This window comes from Streptomyces sp. NPDC096205, from assembly GCF_044763135.1.
Taxonomy (GTDB): domain Bacteria; phylum Actinomycetota; class Actinomycetes; order Streptomycetales; family Streptomycetaceae; genus Streptomyces.
Genome location: NZ_JBIWFS010000008.1, coordinates 399696 through 421435, shown reverse-complemented (window position 1 = coordinate 421435; position 21740 = coordinate 399696). Strand labels below are relative to the sequence as shown.

Genomic DNA, 21740 nt, shown 5'->3' with positions numbered 1-21740 from the left:
GGCCCCGGGCCGTCCTCTGTCAACACCCCTTTGAGCTGCGCATACGTTCGGAACGTGCTGGTCGGCGGGGCGGATGCGCAGGTCGCGCGGTGAGCCGCCGGAGGGGGTCCGGCGGCGTAGATCACTCGCCCGGCCGTACGTACACCGTCCGCCCGCCGACGACCGTGCGCAGGCACACCGGCAGCTCGCCGCCGGGGGTCAGGTCGGGCAGGCCGGGGGTGCCGGAGCGGGGGTCGGTGGACCAGCGGGCGACCCGGTCGTCGGGGGCCTGGACCACCAGTTCGCCGGTGCGCCACACCGCGTAGTCGGCGGGTGCGCCGGGCACCAGGACGCCCGCGTCGTCCCGGCCGGTCGCCCGCCAGCCGCCGCGGGTGTGGGCGGTGAACGCGGCGCGCACGGAGACCCGGTGCTCGGGCGTGCGGTGGAAGGCGGCGGCCCGGACCGTGCCCCACGGGTCGAGCGGCGTGACCGGGCTGTCGGAGCCGAGGGCGAGCGGGACACCGGCCCGCAGCAGGGCGGCGAACGGGTTGAGCAGGCGGGCCCGCTCCGCCCCGAGCCGCTGGGCGTACATGCCGTCCTCGCCGCCCCACAGCGCGTCGAACGCCGGCTGCACGGACGCGGTCAGGCCCAGCTCGGCGAAGGCGGCGATCGCCTCGGGGTCGAGCATCTCGGCGTGCTCGACGCGATGCCGGGCGGCCCGGACGCGGGCGAGTCCGACCTTGTCGGCTGCGGCGCGCACGCCCTCCACGACGGCGCTGACGGCGGCGTCGCCGATCGCGTGGAAGCCCGCCTGGAGTCCGGCCTCGGTGCAGGCGACGACATGCGCGGCGGCGGCCGCGGCGTCCAGGTAGGCGGTGCCGGTGTGCCCGGCGTCGGCGTACGGCTGGTGCAGACAGGCGGTGTGGGAGCCGAGGGCGCCGTCGACGAACAGGTCGCCCGCGGCGCCGAGCGCGCCCAGCTCACGCGCCTTCGCCACATCCTGCTCGGCCCAGTAGCCGACCACCCGCGGGCCGGGCTCCTCGGCGGCGAGGCGGAGCAGGCCGGTGAAGTCGTCCTCGGAGGAGATCTCCGGCCCGCCGCACTCGTGTACGGAGCCGATGCCGAGGGAGGCCGCGTGTGCGAGGGCCGCGCGCTGGGCCTCGATGCGCTGGGCGGGGGTGACGGCGGCCAGGGCGGTGGCCCGTACGGCGTGATGGGCGTCGGCGGTGAGCGGGCCGTCCACCGGGCCGAGGCCGGGGGTGATGTCGAGCAGCGCCGTGGTGACGACCGCCGAGTGGACGTCGATCCGGGAGAGGTAGAGGGGACGGCCGCCGGTGGCCTCGTCCAGCTCGGCGCGCGTCGGCGGGCGGCCGCCGGGCCAGCGGGCCGCGTCCCAGCCGTGGCCCAGCAGGACCCGGTCGTCGGGGCGGGCGGCGGCGAACCGCCGTACGAGCGTCAGGGCCTGGTCCAGATCGCGCGCCGCGGACAGGTCGAGGCCGGTCAGGGCCAGGCCGGTGGCGGTGGTGTGGACGTGGGCGTCGGTGAACGCGGGGGTGACCAGTGCCCCGTCCAGGTCGACGACCTCGTCGACGCCGTCGGCGAAGGCGTCGGCCGCGCCCTCCGAGCCGACCCAGGCGACCTGGCCGTGCTCGACGACCATGGCGGTGGCGAAGGGGTCCGCGGGGCTGTGCACTTCTCCGCGGCGCAGCAGGACGGTCTCGGTCGGGGCGGTGCGCTCACTCATGGGGAACAGTCTCGCGCCTCGGCCGGGGCGCACCGCACCCAGGTCGTCAGATACGCGGCGGCCGTGCCTCGTACGGCGTCGAGAGCACCACCGTCGTACGCGTCGACACCCCGGCGAGCGACCGGATACGGGCCAGCAGGCCCTCCAGTTCGTGCGGTGTGGCCACGCGGACCTTGAGGATGTAGTTCTCGTCGCCCGCGACGCTGTGGCAGGCCTCGATCTCGGGGACGCCGACGAGCCGGTCGGAGATGTCGTCGGGGGCGCTGGGGTCGAAGGGTTTGACCGAGATGAAGGCGGTCAGCGGCAGCCCGACGGCCTCGGGGTCGACCACCGCGGCGTAGCCGCGGATGACCCCGCGCTGTTCCAGCCGGCGCACCCGCTGGTGCACGGCCGACGTGGACAGACCCGTGGCCTTGCCGAGGTCTGTGTAGCTCATCCGCCCGTCCTTGACGAGCAGCTGCACGATCTGACGGTCCAGCTCCTCCATGGCGCAAGAACCTACAGGGCGGTTGATCTCTTCGGATACCTCGACAGCCCGGTCATACCCGGTTCGTGACCTGCGGCCCCGCCCGCTCGGCTCGCGGTCCGCCGGAGAACCGCTCGAGGACCGCCGGAGCGACGAGGGGCCGGGACCCGCCGTTTCCGGGCACCTGCGGACGGCATGTGACGAACGCCACAGGTCCCGGGTGACGTCCGTGATGGACTCGTGATTACCTCGGAGGCCGGACGGGAAGTGCTTGCTGTGGTCGAGGCCGCAGCGCCTTCACGGCCCAGCCCGAGGGGGAGAATCCCATGCAGAGTCTTAAGCGCCCTGGTCGTAGCGTGCCCAAGCGGCAGCAGCCGGTCGTCGAGCCCGAGCCGGAGGGCGTCGAAAGCGACGTCTTCGACGGCGACGACGGTGACGAGGCCGTCGACGCGTACGACACCTTCGAGATGTACCGGGTGATCTGCCCGGACTGCGCCCAGCCGATCGCCCTGCTGGCGGACGAGGAGTCCCTGCCGGAGCACGCGCTGTGCGCCTCGCCGTGGAACCCGTTCGGGCTCACGGCGTGCCGGGGCACCGGCCGCAGCGCCACCGACGCCCGCCCGGCCGACGAGTCCTTCGAGCCGCAGGAGCAGGACACCGCCCTGCTGTTGACGCTCCCTCAGGGGCTCGACTGGCGGACGCAGCCCTTCTCGCACGTCGGCGGTCCGGGCTCGCGCCCGATGCGCGTCCCGTCGATGCGCCGCCACGCCGCCTGAGCCGCTTCGCTCAGTTCCAGTAACTGCCCTGCACCATGGCCCGCAGGCTGCCGTGGTGCAGGATCAGTGTGTCCGGATCCGCCGGCAGGGCCGCCTCACCGAAGTGCACTCGGCGGTACGCGATCCGCAGCATGACGATCGCGTGCCGAAGGGCGGCGTAGAGGGTGTGGAAGTCCATGTCGCGCGGGGTGTGCCCGGTCAACTCGGCATAGCGGGCCTCGACGTTCTCGCGGCGCAGGAGGTCCGGTAGTCCGGGCTGTCCGGAGGCGACCGTGAGGTCCTGGAAGAAGCGGTGCAGGTAGATCAGCCATCCCAGGTCCGTCTCGCGCGGTGCGAGCGCGGCCATCTCCCAGTCGAGGACGGCGGCGGGCTCGAAGCCGTCGTAGACGACGTTGCCGATGCGCGCGTCGCCCCAGCTGAGCACCGGTGTGCCCGGCTCGGCGGGCCACAGCTCCTCCAGCCGGCCGAAGGCCGCCTCGATGAGCGGTGAGCGGGGCAGGCCGCGCACGACCCAGGCGTAGTAGGCGCGTTGGGCCGTGACATGGCCGCGCAGCGCGTCCGCGCCCGGCAGGGCGAGGAACCGGGCGGCGCCGGGCGGCACTTGGTCGTGCAGCCGGGCCAACAGCCCTACGGTGGCGGCCTCCAGGCGTTCCCGCTCGGCGTCGCTCGCCGCGTGCAGCCAGTTGCCGGCGTAGGTGTACGGCATCACGTCCGGCGGGACCCGCCCCGCGACGCGCTCCATGACGAAGAAGGGCGCGCCGAGCGGACCGGGGTCCAGCTCCAGCCACCGCACCTCGGGTACGGGCACGTCCGTGTGCTCGGCGACCAGTCTCATGGTGCGGTACTGGCGGTGCATGTCGTACTCGGGGAACACGGTGTACGCCGACGGGTCCGCCGCGAGCCGCAACACACAGGCGCGCAGGGGCCGTTCGGGGTGCTCGATGTCGAACAGGACGGTCTCGCTGGACATGCCGTTGGAGGCGGGGACGCGCACCCCGGTGGCCTTCGCGCCGGGGAGCCGGGTGTCCAGCCAGGCGGTGAGGCGGCGGGCGATGTCCTCGGGGTCGCGGGTGGTGGTGCGGGGGCGTGCAGGAGGCATCTCGCCTCACCGCCCGACCGAGTCGAAGCCGGTGAACCCACTGGGGTCGTGACGGCCGAAGGAGCCGTGCTCGAAGATGCCGTACCCCGTGCGCCCGTCGAGGCGGAAGCGGGCCGCGTGGTCGGTGACGCCGTACGCGGCGCGGGGGTGCGCCTCCCGCAGGTCGTAGGTACGGCGGTCCACCCAGGCCGGGCCGTGCCAGGTGCCGTGCTGCCAGTCCTCGGCGGGCGGGTAGCCGGCGCCGATCGCGAGCGGCGACGAGGTGAGGATCTCCACCTCCAGCTTCTGCGGTGTGCGTACGTCGCCCAGGTGGACGACGGCTCGCTCGGGGTGGCGGGTGCCGGGGCGGTAGGTGATCTCGGCCTGGGGCCAGCCGAGTTGGCGGTCGCGCCGGCCGGGGCGGACGAGGGTGGCGTCGTTCAGGGAGCGGTGGCCGTCGGCGTCCTCCTGGACGACGAGCATCAGGAACCGGTCCTCGAAGCGCACCGGGCTCCAGATCCAGTGGAAGCCCTCGGTGGGGTGTTCCGCGGCGAGCCGGCCGCCGTCCTCCCCGGGCAGGGGGCGCACGCCCCAGCTGCGGTCGCGGGTGCCGGTCCACTCGCCGGGCTTGAGGCGGATCTCCCGGCCGCCCGCGCGGATCCGGCCCGTGCACCGGCCGGCCTGCACGAAACGCCGGCCCTCCAGGGTGAGCCGGTCGCCGCGTCGCTGCACATGGTGCGGCTCCCACAGCGCGGGGAAGTCGGCCGACCAGTAGATCTCGAAGGAGAGGCCGTCGGGGTCGTCCGGCGGGGGCGCGCAGCTCAGCACGAACTCCGCGAGCGGCCGCTCGACGGTGGTGCGCAGGGGCCCGACGGCGAGCCGCAGGCGGTCGTCGCCGAGGGTGTCGCTCGCCCGTACGGCGTACAGGGTGTCGCCGAGGCGCAGGGTGGCGTACGCGTCGGTCACGCCGAGGTTCGGGTACACGCCGAGGCCGGTGATCAGCAGGGCGCGGCCGGCGTGGTCGAAGACGTGGAAGATGCCGCGGTCGTAGGCGTTGCGGTCGCCGGTGGCGACGTGCTTCATGGACAGCGGCACCTGGTGGACGGGGTATTCGTCGAGCGGTACGGGGCGGTCGTCGGCCAAGGCGCACCTCCCTGACGGCGGTTCAGGTGACGGTACGTCAGACCGGCTCCGGTGGCCAGACCGCGTGCGGGACGGGCGCGAACTCACGGCCGATTACGTCAGCCGGTGACCCGGGGGGCCACCATCGCGTTGGCCCGGTATGACCCCCACCTATTCCACGACCGGGCGTCAGCACCAACTGTTCGTCCCGGCTCGCGCAGAATCGGTTCCGCTGGCGCCGCCCATGGCCCCGCCCCCGACGGCTCCGCCGCAGCCCGCGGACCCGCCCATCTACCTGGACCTGCTGCGCACCTGGGCCGACCGGGGCCGCACGCTGCCCGGGCGCCACGACCCGGAGTGGGTACGGCTCGCGGCGCCCGTGGTGCGACCGGGTCAGTTCAGCGGCTCTCCGGACCCGCGAGGTGGCGGGCGATGACCATCCGCTGGATCTGGTTGGTGCCCTCGACGATCTGCAGCACCTTGGCCTCGCGCATGTAGCGCTCGGCCGGGAAATCGGCGGTGTAGCCGTAGCCGCCGAGGATCTGCACGGCGTCGATGGTGACCTTCATGGCGGTGTCGGTGCAGTGCAGCTTGGCCATCGCGGCCTGCTTGGCGAAGGGCAGCCCCGCGTCGCGCAGCCGTGCCGCCGCCAGGTACAGGGCGCGGCCGGCCTCGATCTGGGTGGCCATGTCGGCGAGCATGAAGCGCAGGCCCTGGAAGTCGGCGATCGGCTTGCCGAACTGGCGGCGGTCCTGGGCGTACGCCACGGCCTCGTCGAGGGCCGCCTGGGCGACGCCGATGGCGCAGGCGGCGATGCCGAGCCGTCCGGAGTCGAGCGCGGACAGGGCGATGGTGAAGCCCTGGCCCTCCTCGCCGACACGGCGGCTGTCGGGGACGCGGACGCCGTCGAGGTGGACCTGGGCGGTGGGCGAGCCCTTCATGCCCATCTTCTTCTCGGGCGCGGCGGCGCTCAACCCCTCGGCGTCGCCCGGCACCAGGAACGCGGTGATGCCGCGCGGGCCGTCCTCGCCGGTGCGGGCCATCACGGTGTAGAAGTCAGCGATGCCGCCGTGGGTGATCCAGGCCTTGGTGCCGGTGAGCACCCAGGCGTCGCCCTCGCGCACGGCCTTGGTGCGCAGCGAGGCCGCGTCGGAGCCGGAGGCCGGCTCGGACAGGCAGTAGGCGCCGAGCAGGCCGCCGCCGAGCATCGCGGGCAGATGCTCGACCTGCTGCTCCTTGGTGCCGTAGGCGGCCAGGGCGTAGGAGGCCAGGGTGTGCACACTGACCCCGAGGCCGACGGTGAGCCGGGCCATGGCCAGCTCTTCGAGAACCTGGAGGTAGACCTCGTAGGGCTGCTCGCCGCCGCCGTACTCGGCGTCGTAGGGCAGGCCGAGCAGGCCGGAGCGGGAGAGCAGGGTGAAGATCTCGCGCGGGAACCGCCCGGCGTCCTCCTCCTCGGCCGCCGCCGGAGCGATCTCGCGCTGTGCGATGTCACGGACGAGCGAGATCAGATCCCGGGCCTCGTCGGTGGGCAGTTGACGATCCACCGGCTGCGGGGCGCGGTCGGGCATGGCGACGCTCTCCTCCCTCTCGGGCACGGGCGGCCCGGCCCGTTGTGGGGGCGGCTCCGCCAGGTCTTCCTGGTGCCGTTGTCGATGCTCGCAGTTCCGGGTCTCGGACGCTGCTGACCAGCGGCTCGGCGCTGTGAGTATGCCCGATCGGAGGCGGCGCGTCACTGGTTAACGACCGCTTACTTCAGAGAATCCGCGACCGGATGGGATTGGTCCGCACCATTGACCGCACTGGTCTAGTCCTCCTACGGTGTCGGATCACCGGCTGTTCATCGCGTCCATGCCAAGCACTGGGGCGCGCGCCGGCGCATGTCCCCCTCTCCCCCACGAGGAGACACCGATGCGAACCCCCCTCCGTTCCCTCGTCTCGGCGCTGTGCAGCGCCGTGCTCGGCGCCGGACTGCTCGCCGGCGCGGGCACCGCCACCGCGAACGCGACCACCACCGCCCCCGCCGCCGAGGCGGCCGCCGGCTCCAAGGTCGTCGGCTACTTCACCGAATGGGGCACCTACGACCGCAAGTACTTCGTCAAGAACATCCAGACCTCCGGCTCCGGCGCGAAGCTCACCCACATCAACTACGCCTTCGGCAACGTCACCGGCGGCAAGTGCGCGATGGGCGACGCCTACGCCGCCACCGACCGCGCCTACACCGCCGGCGAGTCGGTGGACGGCGTCGCCGACACCTGGGACCAGCCGCTGCGCGGCAACTTCAACCAGCTGCGCAAGCTCAAGCGGCTCCACCCGGACCTGAAGATCCTCTGGTCGTTCGGCGGCTGGACGTGGTCCGGCGGCTTCGGCGAGGCGGCCCGCAACCCCGCCGCCTTCGCCCAGTCCTGCTACGACCTGGTCGAGAACTCCAAGTGGGCGGACGTCTTCGACGGCATCGACATCGACTGGGAGTACCCCAACGCCTGCGGTCTGAGCTGCGACACCAGCGGCAGGGCGGCGTTCCGGAACCTGATGCAGGCCCTGCGGGCCAAGTTCGGCTCCAGCTATCTCGTCACGGCGGCCATCACCGCCGACGCCACGGCCGGCGGCAAGATCGACGCCGCCGACTACGCGGGCGCCGCCCAGTACGTCAACTGGTACAACCCGATGACGTACGACTACTTCGGCGCCTGGGACACCACGGGCCCGACCGCCCCGCACTCCCCGCTGAACTCCTACAGCGGCATCCCCAAGGCGAACATGTACACCTCGGCGACCATCGCCAAGCTCAAGGGCCTCGGCATCCCGGCGTCCAAGCTGCTGCTCGGCATCGGCTTCTACGGCCGCGGATGGACCGGCGTCACCCAGTCCGCGCCCGGCGGCACCGCGACCGGCCCGGCGGCGGGGACGTACGAGCAGGGCATCGACGACTACAAGGTCCTGAAGACCAAGTGCCCGGTCACCGGCACGGTCGGCGGCACCGCGTACGCCAAGTGCGGCAGCAACTGGTGGAGTTACGACACCCCGTCGACCATCGCGACCAAGATGACGTACAAGAACAACCAGGGCCTGGGCGGCACCTTCTTCTGGGAGCTGAGCGGGGACACGGCGAACGGTGAGCTGATCAGGGCGATCAACTGATCGAGGCTGATGTGCGGCGCGGGCGGGGGCACACCCACAAGGGGTCCCCGCCCCGTCGGCTACACGTCCCGACGGGCCGGTTCCGGCGCCGGGTGGGCCGGGTCCAGCTCCTCGATCGCGCGCAGGGTTCCGCCGAGCATCCGCACCAGCAGTTCGCGCATGTCGTCGCGGGTGAGGCCCGGGCGGTCGATCCAGTCCAGCGTGGCGCCCTCCACGCCGCACACCCAGCCGAGCAGCCCCATGCGGGCCAGCGGAGCGATCTCCCGCCTGCCGTACGCCCCTTCGGCGATGGTCGTCACGATCGCCTCGCGCACCCCGTCGCGGATGGCGTGCACCTCGGCGTCGAAGCCGACGCCGCCGCTGACGATCGTGCGGTAGGAGGCGTGGTTGTGCTCGGCGTAGCGCAGATAGCCGTCGATCGTGCGGTGGACCCGGTCCCCCGGGGGCAGTTCGCGGCCGCTCGCCGCGAAGCCGACCAGGTCGGCGACCGAGTCCTGGACTATGGCCAGGTAGTAGCCGCGCTTGGAGTGGAAGTAGTAGTAGATCAGTCCCTTGGCGACATGGGCCTGGCGGGCGATGTCGTCCATGGAGAGCGCGTCGTAGGGCGTGTCGGCGAACAACTTCCGCCCGATGGCGAGGAGTTCGGCGCGACGCGCCAGCGAGCGGTCGGTGCCGCGCACCGGAGGCCGGGCGGCGCCACGCTGATGGCTGATGGTCACTGTCTAACCTGATATCCGACGGGCGGCGGGACTCCCGCAGTATGTCAGGTCATGGGTGGCTCAGGTCACAGCTGTCCGATCAGTGATCACAGCGGGCCGGGCAGCGCGCACAGCAGGCGGAGCCGGGCGATCACAGCAGCCCGAGCCGGGCCATCACAGCAGTCCGAGCTGGGCGATCAGCATCGCGACGACCACGACCAGGGTCCAGCCCATGGCGTGCTCGAAAATCTTCGGGCCGTCTTCCTGAGGTCCGCCGGTGGTCACCCGGGCCGCGGTGGCTGCGTTCGTGGTCATGCTGTCCACCTTGCCACCCGGGGCGGCTTTTGCGACCGTGCGCTTGGTCACAGCCGCCCCGGAGGGCCCTGCGGTCAGCGCACCCCCACCGCCGCCAGGGCGCGGCGCTGCTGGAGGCTCGGGCGGGCCGGGAAATAGAGGTAGCAGACGCCGCCCGTGCCGCTTCTGACCTTGCCGTTCGCGTCGTACCGCTTGGTGCGCAGCCAGATGTTCTCCCACTCGCGCCGCTTGTAGACCCGGCGCACCGCCTCGTTGTCGTCCGAGGCCGGGTCGTTGGCGATCACGTCGCCGTCGGCGGTGAAGCCGATGACCGTCATCAGATGCCCAGAGGTCCCGTATCCGGCGCCGGTCAGCTCCTCGGCGCGGAAGGACTGGGACGTTATGGCCGGGATGCCCGCGGCGATCAGCGTCTCCAGGTCGCTGAGGGAGTGCAGCCGGGTGACCACGCCTTGCAGGCCGCGGAAGGTGGCGGCGTACGCGGCGTTGAAGGGCCAGTTGCCGCAGCCGGCGTACTGGAAGTCGTAGGTGTGGCGGGCCGCGTGGCACACCTGCGGGTCGGCGTAGGAGGGGTCGACCCAGGACAGCTGCTCGTCGGTGAGCCGGCCGCCCCAGTACTCGATGATCATCTGCGAGGAGGTGGGGCTGCACCAGGCCTCGCCGCCGTTGTCGTACTCGGGATACTGGCCCTTGTGGACCTCCTGCGAGTAGCGCGGGACGCCGAGTTCCTTCGCGAGGCCCGGCGCGGAGGCCGGCACGGTGAAGCGGTCGGGGACGTCGGAGCCCATCGCGCCGAGCCGCCAGACGGTGGGCGTCGCCTTGGTGCCGGGGCGGCGGTGGAGGGTGAGGCGCAGGCGGTACGAGGTCAGGCGCAGGCCGGTGGAGGCGTCGTCGACGGCGAAGGTGTCCGTCCAGATGCTGCTCCTGCCGTCGCTCTGGTCGTCGACCGAGGTCCGCCGGATGTCCTGGTCGCCCGCCGCCCAGCGGCCCATGACGTACCAGGGCGTGTCCGTGCCGTCGGAGTAGGTGCCCTTCAGCTCGATCTCGATCCAGGTGCCGGCCGGGGTGGCCGCGTTCCAGGAGGCGATCACCTCGGTCGCGGGGACCGCGAGGGTGTGGACCGGCGAGGTCCAGGTGGCGTACTCCCAGGCGGCGGTGGTGCCGGTGTGCGGGTCGGTGTAGTCGGTGGTGCCGGCCGGGCGGTCGATCACGAGGCCGGGGCGGACACCGGCGACGGGGCGGGTGCCTCGGGCCGTTCCGGAACGCCAGTCGGTGAACGTCGTCCAGGCGCGGTTGTCGACGAGTCGCGCGGGGCCTGCGGCGCCTTGGCCGACCGGGGCGTTGATGTCGGCCGCCGCCGGGGCCGCGCCGGTGGTGACCGCCGCGGCGACCACCGCGGCCAGGACGGTTCTGCGCGACGGCTGTTCGACTCTGCTCATGGGTGGGTGACCCCCAGGTGTCCTCGTCGGGTGGCTGCGTGCGCCAACTATGGCCGCAGGGGCCCTGGTCCATCCAGCACCTCGGGGCATGCCGTGGCGACCAATATTGGTGTCGACCACTGACGCCCGGACTGATCGCGCGTGGTCGACTGCGGGTGGTCCGTGGCTGGTCGCGCAGTTCCCCGCGCCCCTGAGGGGCAGGTCCCCAAGGGGCGCGGGGAACTGCGCGAGCAACCCACGAACACCCGCAGCCCGCGACGATCGGCGACCACGCCATCATGGGGACGTGCATGCCCGACCTTTCCCCTTGCCCGAGCTCGCCCGTCAGCTCCGGGCCCTGCCCCCCTCCCTCGGGCCCGTCCGGCTCGTCGCCGTCGACGGGCACGCCGGGTCCGGCAAGTCCACCTTCGCCGAGCGCCTCGCCGCAGAGCTCAGCGGAGCGCCTGTGCTGCACCTGGACGACATCGCCACGCACGAGGAGCTGTTCGCGTGGACGGGCCGGCTGATGGAGGAGGTCGTCGAGCCGCTCGGGCGCGGCGAGTCGGCCGTGTACCGGCCCTACGACTGGCGGGCCCGGCACTACGGGCCGCCGCGGACGCTGCCGCCGGCGGACGTCGTGCTGATCGAGGGCGTCGGCGCGGGACGCCGGGCGCTGCGGCCGTGGCTGGCGCGGCTGATGTGGATGCGAATGCCCCGCGAGACGGCGTGGGCGCGCGGGCGGGACCGGGACGGTGAGGAGCAGCGCGCGTTCTGGAACGGGTGGGTCCGGGCGGAGGCGCGGCACTTCGCCGAGGACCCCTCGGAGCCGTACGCGAATCTCTTGGTGCGGCAGGTGCCGGAGGGGTACGAGGTGCTCCCGGGGCGCGCAGCCGCGACCTCGAAGTGACGCTCCGTGAGCGACTGTAGACAATGTGGTGAGGCCGTGAAGACCGTCGCGCGGGAACTTCCAGGAGTGCCTCAACTCCGCTTGACCGAGGGGCCGTACAGGTCTTACGTTCTCAATGTGCGCCCCACCAGGGCGACCCATTGACGCGAAGCCCCCGGTTGTTCCCCCGTGACCGGGGGCTTCGTTCTGTCCGGGCCCGCTCCGGCGAGCGCCGTGGGGCGTCGCGCGCTCACCCTCGGTCACCGAAGTGGAGGCGCCTGCCTCCGCTCCCGCCTCCACGAACGGCCCCTGCCGCACCCTTCGGCGGGCACCGCCCGCGCAGGTACGATGCCCTCGGCGCGACCTTCGGACGGCCGCCGCACACCGGCAACTCCGGGCCGCGGCACGGCGGTTCGAGCGGTGCGGCCGCGGGTGACGGCCCGGCGGTGAACCAGCGGGGGCACGGCTTGTGGGGGACGGGATGGACTTCGGCACGCAGGGCCCCGAGGCCCCGGCCGACCTCGCCTGGCTGCGCGGGGTCGACGCCTACACGATGGGCGCCTATCCACAGGCCGAGGAGGAGTTCCGCACCGCGGTGCGGATCGACCCCGGCATGGCGGACGGCTGGCTGGGACTGCACGCGCTGCGCGTCGACACGACGACCGCGCTGCTGCGGATGTTCCGGCACCGCGACCGCTTCGGCGAGCAGCGTGCCCGGCACGCGCGCGCCCTGAACTCCTGGTACTGGCTGGGCTGGTGGGTGCAGCCGGTGCTGGAGAGCCCCCGCGATCTGCTGCTCGCGCACGCCTCGCACTGGCTCGACGGCCGGCATGTGCCCGAGCTGGACCGGGCGCTCGCCGGGCTGCCGCCGGTGGACACCGACCCGCAGGTGCGCTTCCTGCACGCCTGCCGCTCCTATCTGGTCAAGGACTGGGAGCAGCTCGTACGGCACACCGACCCGCTCCTCGACGATTCCCTGCTCGGCATCGAGGCCGGGCTGTTCGGCGGCATGGCCCGGGTCCGGCTGGAGATGTACGGGCAGGCCGAGCCGCTGCTGTCGGCGGCGCTGATGCGCTGTCGCAGCGAGCAGCCGCAGCGCAAGGAGCTGCGCTACTGGCTGGCCCGGGCGCACGAGGGCACCGGCCGTTCGGCGGCCGCGCTGCCGCTGTACCGGGCCGTGCACCGGGTCGACCCCGCGTTCATGGACACCGCCGCCCGGCTCGCGGCCATCTCCGAGGGCGACGGCTACGACGAGTCCGCCGACCTCGCGGCGATCAGCCTCGCCGGTGCCGGGCAGGACAGCGTCGACGGGATCGACGTACTCGATCCGCTGTTCGGCACGGACGGCCGTGATCTGCGGCTGCCCGAGCCCGAGCTGCCGCCGCCCGCCGCGCCGATGCCGTCGGTGAGCGATCCGGCGGTGCGGGAGAAGACGGCCGTGCAGTCCGCGTCCCTGCCCGCCGGGCCGACGGACCCCGGGTTACTCGACGAGGCGCTCGCCGAGCTCGAGCGCATGGTGGGCCTGGAGCCGGTCAAGCGCCAGGTCAAGGCACTGTCGGCGCAGCTGAACATGGCCCGGCTGCGGGCCGGTCAGGGGCTGCCCGTCCAGCCGCCGAAACGGCATTTCGTCTTCTCGGGCCCCTCCGGCACCGGCAAGACCACCGTCGCCCGCATCCTCGGCCGCGTCTTCTACGCCCTCGGCCTGCTCGGCGGCGACCATCTCGTGGAGGCCCAGCGGGCCGACCTGGTCGGCGAGTATCTGGGCCAGACCGCGGTCAAGGCCAATGAGCTCATCGACTCCGCGCTCGGCGGCGTCCTCTTCGTCGACGAGGCCTACTCGCTGTCCAACTCCGGCTACGGCAAGGGCGACGCCTACGGCGACGAGGCCCTCCAGGTCCTGCTGAAGCGGGCCGAGGACAACCGCGATCACCTGGTGGTGATCCTGGCCGGCTACCCGGAGGGGATGGACCGCCTCCTCGCCGCGAACCCCGGCCTGTCCTCCCGTTTCACCACGCGCGTCGACTTCCCCTCCTACCGCCCCCTCGAACTCACCGCGATCGGCGAGGTGCTGGCCGCCGAGAACGGCGACGCCTGGGACGACGAGGCGCTGGAGGAGCTGCGCTCCATCGCCGGGCACGTCGTCGACCAGGGCTGGATCGACGAACTGGGCAACGGCCGTTTCCTGCGCACCCTGTACGAGAAGAGCTGCGCGTACCGGGATCTGCGGCTGTCCGCCTGTCCCGGAACGCTGAGCAGGGACGACCTGGCGACCCTGCGGCTGCCCGACCTGATGCAGGCCTACGGTGAGGTGCTGTCGGGGCGGGGGCCGCAGGATCCTTCCGCGCTCTAGGTCGCGAGCGCCTCTTCCGGGGCGCCGCTGGTCCGCGGCTCGCTGACCCGTACCTCCGGCGGGGCCTGTTCCCGGTGCGCCGGGTCGCGGACCTCGCCGACGATCAGTTCCAGTACGTCCTCCAGGGCGACCAGGCCCAGCACCCGGCCCGACGCGTCCGCGACCTGGGCGAGGTGGGTGCCCGCGCGGCGCATGACCGTGAGGGCGTCGTCCAGGGGCAGGTCGGAGCGCAGGGTCGTCATATGACGCCAGACGTGCTGCGGGACGGCCCGGTCGGAGTTCTCCAGGTCGAGGACGTCCTTGATGTGGACGTAGCCCATGAAGGCGCCGTTGTCCGCGGCGACCGGGAAGCGGGAGTAGCCGGTGCGTGCGGTCAGCTCCACGATCCGGCCCGGGGTGACCGACGGGCCGACCGTGACCAGTGACTCGCGGCGCAGCAGCACGTCCGTCACCGGGCGCGAGCCCAGCTCCAGGGCGTCCTCCAGACGCTCCTGCTCCTCGGGTCCGAGGAGGCCGGCCTGCCCGGAGTCCTCGACGAGCCGGCCCAGCTGGACGCTGGTGAAGACCGCCTCGACCTCGTCCCTGGGCTCCACCCGGAAGAGCCTCAGCACGGCCTGGGCGCAGGCGCCGAGGGCGTAGGTGACGGGCCCGCACACCCGGGCGAAGGCGACCAGGCCGGGGGCGAGCCACAGCGCGGTCTTCTCGGGGGCCGCCATGGCGAGGTTCTTCGGGACCATCTCGCCGATGACGAGGTGGAAGAAGACCACGGCCGCGAGCGCGATGACGTAGCCGAGCGGGTGGACCATGCCGTGCGGCATATGGATCCACTCGAAGACCGGCTCCAGCAGCTGCGCCACGGTCGGCTCGGCGACCGCGCCCAGGGTCAGGGAGCAGATGGTGATGCCGAACTGGGCGGCGGCCATCATCCGCGGCAGCCGCTCCAGGCCGTACAGCACCTGGCGGGCGCGGGTGGTGCCGAGCGGTTCGATCTGGCTGCGGCGTACGGAGACCAGAGCGAACTCGGCGCCGACGAAGAAGCCGTTGGCCAGCACCAGAAGGGCGGCGAACAGCAGTTGCAGGACGCTCATCGGGCCGCCTCCCGCACGGCGGCGGTCCGCACCAGGCGCACCCGCTCGGCGCGGTAGTGGCCGACCCGGCGCACGGAGAGCCGCCAGCCGGGCAGCTCGGCGCGGTCACCGGCGGCCGGGATACGGCCGAGCAGGTCGGCGACGAGTCCGGCGACGGTCTCGTACGGCCCCTCGGGGACCTCCAGGCCTATGCGGGCCAGGGTGTCGACGCGGCAGCTGCCGTCGACGTCCCAGGCGGGCCTGCCGTCCTCGGCGGGGGCGGGCGCCAGCTCGGGGGTGTCGTGGCCGTCGTGCTCGTCGCGGACCTCGCCGACGATCTCCTCGACGATGTCCTCCAGGGTGACGACCCCGGCGGTGCCGCCGTACTCGTCGACGACGACGGCGATGGGCTGCTCGCTGCGCAGCCGGGCGAGCAGCGGCTGGACCGGCAGCGTCTCGGGGACGAGCAGCGCGGGCCGGGCGATGCGGGCGACCGGGGTGCGCAGTCGGTCGTGCACGGGCACCGCGAGGGCGTCCTTGAGGTGCGCCATGCCGACGATTTCGTCGATCTTCTCCCGGTAGACGGGGAAGCGGGACAGGCCCGTGGCGCGGGTGAGGTTGACGACGTCCTCGGCGGTGGCCGACGACTGCAGCGCGCTCACCTTCACGCGCGGGGTCATCACATGCTGGGCGGTCAGCTCGGCCAGCGACAGGGTGCGCACGAACAGGTCGGCGGTGTCCTGCTCCAGGGCACCGGCCTGCGCGGAGTGCTGGGCCAGCGACACCAGCTCGCCGGGGGTGCGGGCGGAGGCCAGCTCCTCGGCGGGTTCCACGCCCAGGGCGCGCACCAGCCGGTTGGCGACCGCGTTCAGCGCGGCGATGACCGGCCGGAACAGCAGGGCGAACCGGTGCTGCGGGCCGGCGACGAAGCGCGCGACCTGCAGGGGCCGGGACACCGCCCAGTTCTTGGGCACCAGCTCTCCGACGACCATCTGCACCGCGGAGGCCAGCAGCATGCCGATGATCACGGCCACACCGGACACGGCGCCCTCGGGGACACCCAGCACGGTGACCGGGCCGTCGAGCAGCTCGGCCAGCGCGGGCTCGGCGAGCATGCCGACCACGAGGGAGGTGATGGTGATGCCGAGCTGGGTGCCGGAGAGCTGGAAGGACAGCTCCTTCAGCGACTCCACGACCGTACGGGCGCGGCGGTCGCCTTCGGCGGCGGCCTTCTCCGCCTCGGGCCGCTCGACCGTCACCAGGCCGAACTCGGCGGCCACGAAGAAGCCGTTGGCCAGGATGAGCACGAAAGCGGCTGCCAGAAGCAGCAGGGGGGTGGTCATGATGCCGCCGCCCGTGCGCGGGGGCCGGGGGCGGCGCAGGTACTACAGGACGATCCGTCCATCGCTGGAGGGAGTCACTCCTCAAGTAGCAGGAGCCCCTGTGCGCCGCCGTGCGGCACTCCAGGGGCGGAGGCGCGTTCGGTACGCCTCCGTCACCAGATTAATCAAGACATGGCCGACTACGTCAGGGGGAACGGCTCCATCAGGTGCGAGGGTCCCCTGAGCGGGCCTCGACCAGGGCGCGCAGGGCGCCGGCATGGGCGATGGCCTGCTCCTTGGCGATGCCGGGCTGGATGCCGATGGCGGGCAGGCTGGTGCCGTCGGTGAGGTCGAGGAACACCCACGGGTCGCCGACGCGCAGGTTCACCTGGACGATCTCGGCCCATTCCAGGCGCCGGGTACTGGCGAAATTGACGACGGTGACGCCGCTGTCGTCGGCGACGACCTTCGGCCGGGCCAGCATCAGCAGGCCACCGGCGAACAGGGCCGCGGTGAAGACGAAGCTGAGCCGCTCACCGGGGCCGAGGCGGTCCAGCAGCAGCGCGACCGCCGAGACGACCACGAAGATCGCCGCGGCCGCGCCGAGCAGCACCGCGCGGGTGCGGCTCGGCCGGAAGGTGACGGGCAGGGAGGGAAGGTCCGACATCGTGCCGCGGCCCTCTCAGAGACGGCAGGCGTGGATGGCGGTGGTGAGGATGGCCCGCGCGCCGATGGCGTACAGGTCGTCCATGATCCGCTGCGCCTCCTTGGTGGGGACCATGGCGCGCACGGCGACCCAGCCCTCGTTGTGCAGCGGGGAGACGGTCGGGCCCTCCAGGCCCGGGGTGATGGCGACGGCCGCTTCGAGGTGCTCGGCGCGGATGTCGTAGTCCATCATCACGTACGTCCGGGCGACGAGGACTCCCTGAAGTCGGCGCAGGAACTGCTGGACCTTGGGGTCGTCGGCGTCGGCGCCGGTGCGGCGGACGACCAGCGCCTCGGACTTCATGATCGGCTCGCCGAAGACCTCGAGGCCGGCGTTGCGCAACGAGGTACCCGTCTCGACGACGTCCGCGATGACCTCGGCGACACCGAGCTCGATGGCGGTCTCGACGGCGCCGTCGAGGTGCACGACGGAGGCGTCGATGCCGTGGTCGGCGAGGTGGCCGGCGACGATGCCCTCGTAGGAGGTGGCGACCGTCTTGCCCTTGAGGTCCTCCAGGGTGTCCGCCGTGCCCGGCTTGGCGGCGAAGCGGAACGTGGAGCGGGCGAAGCCCAGCGGCAGGATCTCCTCGGCGTCGGCGGCCGAGTCGATCAGCAGGTCGCGGCCGGTGATGCCGATGTCGAGCTTGCCGGAGGAGACGTAGATCGCGATGTCGCGGGGGCGGAGGTAGAAGAACTCGACCTCGTTCTCCGGGTCGACGATCCGCAGCTCCTTGGACTCCCGGCGCTGCTGGTAGCCGGCCTCATGCAGCATGTCCGCCGCAGGGCCGGAGAGGGAACCCTTGTTGGGGACGGCGATGCGCAGCATGAGGTCGGCTTCCTTTGCGTGAGGTACTACGACGGGGTCGGTGCGGTGGGGCTTACAGGTGGGCGTAGACGTCGTCGAGGCTGATGCCGCGGGCGACCATCATCACCTGGACGTGGTACAGCAGCTGCGAGATCTCCTCGGCGGCTGCCTCCTTGCCCTCGTACTCGGCGGCCATCCAGACCTCGGCGGCCTCTTCGACGACCTTCTTGCCGATGGCATGGACGCCCTTGTCCACCAGTTCCGCGGTGCGGGAGGTGGCGGGATCGCCGTGGGCGGCCTTGTGCTGGAGCTCGGTGAAGAGCTCCTCGAACGTCTTCTTGGACATGGTGGTCCTTACCCTACGCGGTCCCCGGCCCCGCTCAGCGCCACGGTTCAGATACTGAACGCAGGGTGGCCGCGGTGGCCACGGCGGCGGTGACCGCCTCGTGCCCCTTGTCCTCGTTCGAGCCCTCCAGGCCCGCCCGGTCCAGGGCCTGCTCCTCGGTGTCACAGGTGAGCACGCCCATGCCGACGGGCACGCCGGTGTCGACGGAGACCTGGGTCAGGCCCTGGGTGACGCCCTGGCACACGTAGTCGAAGTGAGGGGTGCCGCCGCGGATGACGACGCCGAGCGCGACGATCGCGTCGTAGCCGCGTCCGGCGAGCACCTTGGCGACGACCGGGAGTTCCCAGCTGCCGGGGACCCGCAGCAGGGTCGGCTCGTCGATGCCCAGGTCGTGCAGGGCGCGCAGCGCGCCGTCCACCAGTCCGTCCATCACCTTCTCGTGCCACTGCGCCGCGATGACGGCGACCCGCAGGTCACCCACGTTGCGTACGGACAGTTCCGGTGCGCCCTTGCCGCTCACGTTCTCTTGTCTCCTCGGTGGTCTCTTACTGGTTGCCGCAGGTGGTGGTGACGGGAGCCGCCTCCAGCCAGGGCAGGTCGTGGCCCATCCGGTCCCGCTTGGTGCGCAGGTAGCGGAGGTTGTGCTCGCCCGCGGTGACGGGCATCGGTTCGCGCTCGGCGACGGCGACGCCGTGGCGGACGAGCGCGTCGCTCTTGTCGGGGTTGTTGGTCAGCAGCCGGACGCTGCGCACCCCGAGGTCCTTCAGCATCTGCGCGCCCGCCCCGTAGTCGCGGGCGTCGGCGGGCAGGCCGAGTTCCAGGTTGGCGTCCAGGGTGTCGCGGCCGCGCTCCTGGAGTTCGTAGGCGCGCAGCTTGGACAGCAGGCCGATGCCGCGGCCCTCGTGTCCGCGCAGGTAGACCACCACGCCCCGGCCCTCGGCCTGGATGCGCTCCAGGGAGGCGTCCAGCTGGGGGCCGCAGTCGCAGCGCAGGGAGCCGAAGACGTCGCCGGTGAGGCATTCGGAGTGGACCCGGACGAGGACGTTCTCGCCGTCGCCGATCTCGCCGTGGACGAGGGCGACGTGCTCGACGCCGTCGACGGTGGAGCGGTAGCCGTACGCCGTGAAGGTGCCGTGGGCGGTGGGCAGCCGGGTCTCGGCCTCGCGACGGACGGTGGGCTCGCTGGAGCGGCGGTAGGCGATCAGGTCCTCGATGGAGATGATCGTCAGGCCGTGCTTGCGGGCGAAGGGGATCAGCTCGGGCAGCCGCAGCATGCGGCCGTCCTCGCCGGCGATCTCGACGATCGCGCCCGCCGGGCGCAGGCCCGCGAGCCGGGCGAGGTCGACGGCTGCCTCGGTGTGGCCGTTGCGGGTGAGCACGCCGCCGGGCTTGGCGCGCAGCGGGAAGATGTGGCCGGGGCGCACGAAGTCGTCCGCCTGGGCGGTGCCGCTCGCCAGGAGCTGGAGCGTGGTCGCGCGGTCGGCGGCGGAGATGCCGGTGGTCACGCCGTGGGCGCCGGAGGCGTCGACGGAGACGGTGAACGCCGTCTTCATCTGCTCAGTGTTGTCGGCGACCATCTGCGGGAGCTGGAGCCGGTCCAGTTCGTCGCCCTCCATGGGGGCGCAGATCAGGCCGCGGCACTCGCTCATCATGAAGGCGACGATCTCGGGCGTCACATGCTCGGCGGCGACGACGAGGTCGCCCTCGTTCTCGCGGTCCTCGTCGTCGACCACGACGACCGGGCGGCCGGCGGCGATGTCGGCGATGGCCTGCTCGATCGGATCGAGCGCGAAGTCGTCGAGGTCGTCGGTCGAGTACAGGACAGGTGCCGTGCTCATGCGGGCGCTCCTTCCAGGGCGGGCTGCGGACCCTTGCGGGAGCGCAGCCACCAGTCGCGCATGCCCCACAGGACGAGTGCGCCGTAGATGACGTAGACGAAGCCGGAGAAGGCGTAGCCGTTGGCGAAGTTCAGGGGGACGCCGACGACGTCGACGAGCAGCCAGGCGAACCAGAACTCGACCATGCCCTTGGCCTGGGCGTACATGGCGACGATGGTGCCGACGAAGATGTAGGCGTCGGGCCAGGGGTCCCAGGACAGGCTCGGGTAGGCCTTGAACAGCAGCGCCACCGCGACGGTGCCCGCGGCGGCCGCGGCGATCATCGCGCCGCGCTCGCGCCAGTTGGCGAAGCGCACGGAGATCTGGCCGTCCTCGCCCCGGCCCGTGCCGCGCTGCCACTGCCACCAGCCGTAGAGGGCGACGAGCATGACGACGACCTGCTTGCCGGCGCTGCCGGTGAGATGGCCGTAGAAGGCGACGAAGAGGATGAGGCCGGCGAGGAACTGCACGGGCCAGGTCCACACAGAGCGGCGCCAGCCGAGGGTGAGGGCGATCAGGCCGAAGATGTTGCCGATCATGTCCGACCAGATGATGTGCTGGTCGAGCAGGACGAACGCCTCGGAGTTCAGCCAGTTCACTTCGGTTCCCCCTGACCGGCGGTGAGCAGCCGCTCGACGTACTTGGCGATGACATCGACCTCGAGGTTGACCGGGTCGCCGGGCTGCTTGATGCCGAGCGTGGTCAGGGCGAGGGTCGTCGGGATGAGGCTGACGGTGAAGTAGTCGGGCCCGGCCTCCACGACGGTGAGGCTGATGCCGTCGACCGTGATGGAGCCCTTCTCCACGACGTAGCGGGCGAGGTCCGCGGGAAGGGAGATCTTCACGATCTCCCAGTGCTCGGAGGGGGTCCGCTCCAGGACGGAGCCGGTGCCGTCGACGTGGCCCTGCACGATGTGGCCGCCGAGGCGGGCGCCGACCGCGGTGGGGCGTTCCAGGTTGACGCGGGAGCCGACGGTGAGGACGCCCAGGCTGGAGCGCTTGAGGGTCTCGGCCATGACGTCGGCGGTGAACTCGTCGCCCTCGTGGTCGACGACCGTGAGGCAGACGCCGTTCACGGCGATGGAGTCGCCGTGCTTCGCGCCCTCGGTGACGACGGGTCCGCGCAGCCGGAAGCGACAGGCGTCGTCGAGGGTCTCGACGGCGGTGATCTCGCCCAGCTCTTCGACGATTCCGGTGAACACTTCCCGGGTCCTCCTGCCTCTTCGGGCACGGACTCCGGGGCTGTCGATGACGACAGAAAGGACGAGCAAGGACACCGGGGGCGACGCCGGACAGGGCTCGCCGGGTACGGCGAACCGGTACGGCGGCGCGCACGGATGTGCTCGCCCGCCGCGCACTGCCTCCCATCCGGACTTTAACCGTCGGTCCAGGAATTTCACCTGGTCAACCGGCCGCTGGAGGCGACCGGGTCGCGGACTGTAACCGCCGGTTCGGACTTTCACCGACCCCGGAGTGCGCTGCTACTGGTACAGGGCCAGTGTGCCACGGACGGTACTCGTCCATGCGGGTGAACCCTGTGGAGTGGCTCACATGAACATGACGAGAACCGGTCAGCCGGCCACCGCCCCGAGATTGGTCCATACCTATTGACGCATTGGTCTAGTCCTCCCTAGGGTCTGCGCAACTTC

The 21740-nt window shown here is 72.1% G+C and carries 21 protein-coding genes and 1 riboswitch; of the genes, 4 read left to right on the top strand and 17 right to left on the bottom strand.

Translation table 11 applies throughout. The features are described 5' to 3' along the window. Window positions 1-121 precede the first annotated feature (121 nt). Window positions 122-1723, bottom strand: coding sequence for an amidohydrolase (locus ACIQ6Y_RS29275; RefSeq protein ID WP_404043249.1), 1602 nt, complete (start codon window positions 1721-1723; stop codon window positions 122-124). 46 nt (window positions 1724-1769) lie between these two features. Beyond that, the gene (locus ACIQ6Y_RS29270) at window positions 1770-2210 is read right to left on the bottom strand and encodes an Lrp/AsnC family transcriptional regulator (protein WP_399648219.1); all 441 of its coding nucleotides are present in this window, start codon (window positions 2208-2210) and stop codon (window positions 1770-1772) included. Between the two features lie 305 nt (window positions 2211-2515). On the opposite strand from ACIQ6Y_RS29270, the gene ACIQ6Y_RS29265 reads away from it, so the two are divergent. Further along, window positions 2516-2965 (top strand): hypothetical protein, encoded by a 450-nt coding sequence (locus ACIQ6Y_RS29265; RefSeq protein ID WP_404043247.1) that lies wholly within the window; start codon window positions 2516-2518, stop codon window positions 2963-2965. A gap of 10 nt (window positions 2966-2975) precedes the next feature. Here ACIQ6Y_RS29265 and ACIQ6Y_RS29260 read toward each other — a convergent pair whose 3' ends face one another. The 3 genes from ACIQ6Y_RS29260 to ACIQ6Y_RS29250 form a co-directional block, all read right to left on the bottom strand. Further along, the gene (locus tag ACIQ6Y_RS29260; RefSeq protein ID WP_404043245.1) at window positions 2976-4064 is read right to left on the bottom strand and encodes a phosphotransferase family protein; all 1089 of its coding nucleotides are present in this window, start codon (window positions 4062-4064) and stop codon (window positions 2976-2978) included. Between the two features lie 6 nt (window positions 4065-4070). Continuing rightward, window positions 4071-5186, bottom strand: coding sequence for a hypothetical protein (locus ACIQ6Y_RS29255; protein WP_404043243.1), 1116 nt, complete (start codon window positions 5184-5186; stop codon window positions 4071-4073). Between the two features lie 377 nt (window positions 5187-5563). Continuing rightward, window positions 5564-6736, bottom strand: a complete 1173-nt coding sequence (locus ACIQ6Y_RS29250) for an acyl-CoA dehydrogenase family protein (RefSeq protein ID WP_404043241.1) — start codon at window positions 6734-6736, stop codon at window positions 5564-5566. 340 nt (window positions 6737-7076) lie between these two features. Between ACIQ6Y_RS29250 and ACIQ6Y_RS29245 the strand changes: the two genes are divergently transcribed. After that, a complete protein-coding gene (locus ACIQ6Y_RS29245; RefSeq protein WP_404043239.1) occupies window positions 7077-8306 on the top strand; it encodes a glycoside hydrolase family 18 protein in 1230 nt (409 codons plus the stop codon). Window positions 8307-8365: 59 nt separating this feature from the next. Here ACIQ6Y_RS29245 and ACIQ6Y_RS29240 read toward each other — a convergent pair whose 3' ends face one another. The 3 genes from ACIQ6Y_RS29240 to ACIQ6Y_RS29230 all read right to left on the bottom strand — a co-directional run bounded on the left by ACIQ6Y_RS29240 (window position 8366) and on the right by ACIQ6Y_RS29230 (window position 10755). Beyond that, window positions 8366-9025, bottom strand: a complete 660-nt coding sequence (locus tag ACIQ6Y_RS29240) for a TetR/AcrR family transcriptional regulator (protein WP_404043237.1) — start codon at window positions 9023-9025, stop codon at window positions 8366-8368. A 153-nt stretch (window positions 9026-9178) separates the two neighbouring features. Next, the gene (locus ACIQ6Y_RS29235; protein ID WP_404043235.1) at window positions 9179-9319 is read right to left on the bottom strand and encodes an SCO1431 family membrane protein; all 141 of its coding nucleotides are present in this window, start codon (window positions 9317-9319) and stop codon (window positions 9179-9181) included. A 74-nt stretch (window positions 9320-9393) separates the two neighbouring features. Further along, window positions 9394-10755, bottom strand: a complete 1362-nt coding sequence (locus ACIQ6Y_RS29230) for a peptidase C39 family protein (protein WP_404043233.1) — start codon at window positions 10753-10755, stop codon at window positions 9394-9396. A 286-nt stretch (window positions 10756-11041) separates the two neighbouring features. Here ACIQ6Y_RS29230 and ACIQ6Y_RS29225 point away from each other — a divergent pair, with 286 nt between their 5' ends. Both ACIQ6Y_RS29225 and ACIQ6Y_RS29220 read left to right on the top strand, forming a co-directional pair. After that, on the top strand, window positions 11042-11641 hold the full coding sequence (locus ACIQ6Y_RS29225) for a uridine kinase (protein ID WP_404043231.1): 600 nt from the start codon (window positions 11042-11044) through the stop codon (window positions 11639-11641). Window positions 11642-12101: 460 nt separating this feature from the next. Then, complete coding sequence (locus ACIQ6Y_RS29220) at window positions 12102-13970, top strand: AAA family ATPase (protein WP_404043229.1); 1869 nt, start codon at window positions 12102-12104, stop codon at window positions 13968-13970. Here the strand turns inward: ACIQ6Y_RS29220 and ACIQ6Y_RS29215 are convergent. The 9 genes from ACIQ6Y_RS29215 to ACIQ6Y_RS29175 form a co-directional block, all read right to left on the bottom strand. Further along, window positions 13967-15058, bottom strand: a complete 1092-nt coding sequence (locus tag ACIQ6Y_RS29215; RefSeq protein WP_404043227.1) for a hemolysin family protein — start codon at window positions 15056-15058, stop codon at window positions 13967-13969. The two genes, ACIQ6Y_RS29220 and ACIQ6Y_RS29215, sit on opposite strands and share 4 nt — an antisense overlap. Further along, complete coding sequence (locus ACIQ6Y_RS29210; protein WP_404043225.1) at window positions 15055-16380, bottom strand: hemolysin family protein; 1326 nt, start codon at window positions 16378-16380, stop codon at window positions 15055-15057. Before ACIQ6Y_RS29210 ends, ACIQ6Y_RS29215 begins: the two co-directional genes overlap by 4 nt. A gap of 202 nt (window positions 16381-16582) precedes the next feature. After that, on the bottom strand, window positions 16583-17026 hold the full coding sequence (locus tag ACIQ6Y_RS29205; RefSeq protein ID WP_404043223.1) for a PH domain-containing protein: 444 nt from the start codon (window positions 17024-17026) through the stop codon (window positions 16583-16585). A gap of 15 nt (window positions 17027-17041) precedes the next feature. Beyond that, window positions 17042-17890: an ATP phosphoribosyltransferase gene (gene hisG, locus ACIQ6Y_RS29200; protein WP_404043221.1), complete on the bottom strand. Its 849-nt coding sequence runs from the start codon at window positions 17888-17890 to the stop codon at window positions 17042-17044. A 52-nt stretch (window positions 17891-17942) separates the two neighbouring features. Then, window positions 17943-18215: a phosphoribosyl-ATP diphosphatase gene (locus tag ACIQ6Y_RS29195; RefSeq protein WP_004990764.1), complete on the bottom strand. Its 273-nt coding sequence runs from the start codon at window positions 18213-18215 to the stop codon at window positions 17943-17945. 34 nt (window positions 18216-18249) lie between these two features. After that, window positions 18250-18735 carry a 6,7-dimethyl-8-ribityllumazine synthase gene (gene ribH / locus ACIQ6Y_RS29190; protein WP_399648250.1) on the bottom strand — a complete coding sequence of 162 codons (486 nt, stop codon included), beginning with the start codon at window positions 18733-18735 and terminating at the stop codon, window positions 18250-18252. Window positions 18736-18760: 25 nt separating this feature from the next. Continuing rightward, window positions 18761-20053 (bottom strand): bifunctional 3,4-dihydroxy-2-butanone-4-phosphate synthase/GTP cyclohydrolase II, encoded by a 1293-nt coding sequence (locus tag ACIQ6Y_RS29185; protein WP_404043219.1) that lies wholly within the window; start codon window positions 20051-20053, stop codon window positions 18761-18763. Continuing rightward, window positions 20050-20691, bottom strand: a complete 642-nt coding sequence (gene pnuC / locus ACIQ6Y_RS29180; RefSeq protein WP_404043217.1) for a nicotinamide riboside transporter PnuC — start codon at window positions 20689-20691, stop codon at window positions 20050-20052. Before pnuC ends, ACIQ6Y_RS29185 begins: the two co-directional genes overlap by 4 nt. Continuing rightward, window positions 20688-21293, bottom strand: coding sequence for a riboflavin synthase (locus ACIQ6Y_RS29175; RefSeq protein ID WP_404043215.1), 606 nt, complete (start codon window positions 21291-21293; stop codon window positions 20688-20690). The genes pnuC and ACIQ6Y_RS29175 overlap by 4 nt, the downstream gene beginning before the upstream one ends. Before the next feature lie 148 nt (window positions 21294-21441). Further along, window positions 21442-21572, bottom strand: a riboswitch (FMN riboswitch). Between the last annotated feature and the right edge of the window lie 168 nt (window positions 21573-21740).

Coding starts and splice junctions, on each gene's coding strand:
- ACIQ6Y_RS29275 (WP_404043249.1), bottom strand. CDS start 1,723: ATGAGTGAGCGCACCGCCCCGACCGAGACCGTCCTGCTGCGCCGCGGA.
- ACIQ6Y_RS29265 (WP_404043247.1), top strand. CDS start 2,516: ATGCAGAGTCTTAAGCGCCCTGGTCGTAGCGTGCCCAAGCGGCAGCAG.
- ACIQ6Y_RS29215 (WP_404043227.1), bottom strand. CDS start 15,058: ATGAGCGTCCTGCAACTGCTGTTCGCCGCCCTTCTGGTGCTGGCCAAC.
- ACIQ6Y_RS29185 (WP_404043219.1), bottom strand. CDS start 20,053: ATGAGCACGGCACCTGTCCTGTACTCGACCGACGACCTCGACGACTTC.
- ACIQ6Y_RS29230 (WP_404043233.1), bottom strand. CDS start 10,755: ATGAGCAGAGTCGAACAGCCGTCGCGCAGAACCGTCCTGGCCGCGGTG.
- ACIQ6Y_RS29270 (WP_399648219.1), bottom strand. CDS start 2,210: ATGGAGGAGCTGGACCGTCAGATCGTGCAGCTGCTCGTCAAGGACGGG.
- ACIQ6Y_RS29205 (WP_404043223.1), bottom strand. CDS start 17,026: ATGTCGGACCTTCCCTCCCTGCCCGTCACCTTCCGGCCGAGCCGCACC.
- ACIQ6Y_RS29250 (WP_404043241.1), bottom strand. CDS start 6,736: ATGCCCGACCGCGCCCCGCAGCCGGTGGATCGTCAACTGCCCACCGAC.
- ACIQ6Y_RS29220 (WP_404043229.1), top strand. CDS start 12,102: ATGGACTTCGGCACGCAGGGCCCCGAGGCCCCGGCCGACCTCGCCTGG.
- ACIQ6Y_RS29195 (WP_004990764.1), bottom strand. CDS start 18,215: ATGTCCAAGAAGACGTTCGAGGAGCTCTTCACCGAGCTCCAGCACAAG.
- ACIQ6Y_RS29245 (WP_404043239.1), top strand. CDS start 7,077: ATGCGAACCCCCCTCCGTTCCCTCGTCTCGGCGCTGTGCAGCGCCGTG.
- ACIQ6Y_RS29260 (WP_404043245.1), bottom strand. CDS start 4,064: ATGCCTCCTGCACGCCCCCGCACCACCACCCGCGACCCCGAGGACATC.
- hisG (WP_404043221.1), bottom strand. CDS start 17,890: ATGCTGCGCATCGCCGTCCCCAACAAGGGTTCCCTCTCCGGCCCTGCG.
- ACIQ6Y_RS29210 (WP_404043225.1), bottom strand. CDS start 16,380: ATGACCACCCCCCTGCTGCTTCTGGCAGCCGCTTTCGTGCTCATCCTG.
- ACIQ6Y_RS29235 (WP_404043235.1), bottom strand. CDS start 9,319: ATGACCACGAACGCAGCCACCGCGGCCCGGGTGACCACCGGCGGACCT.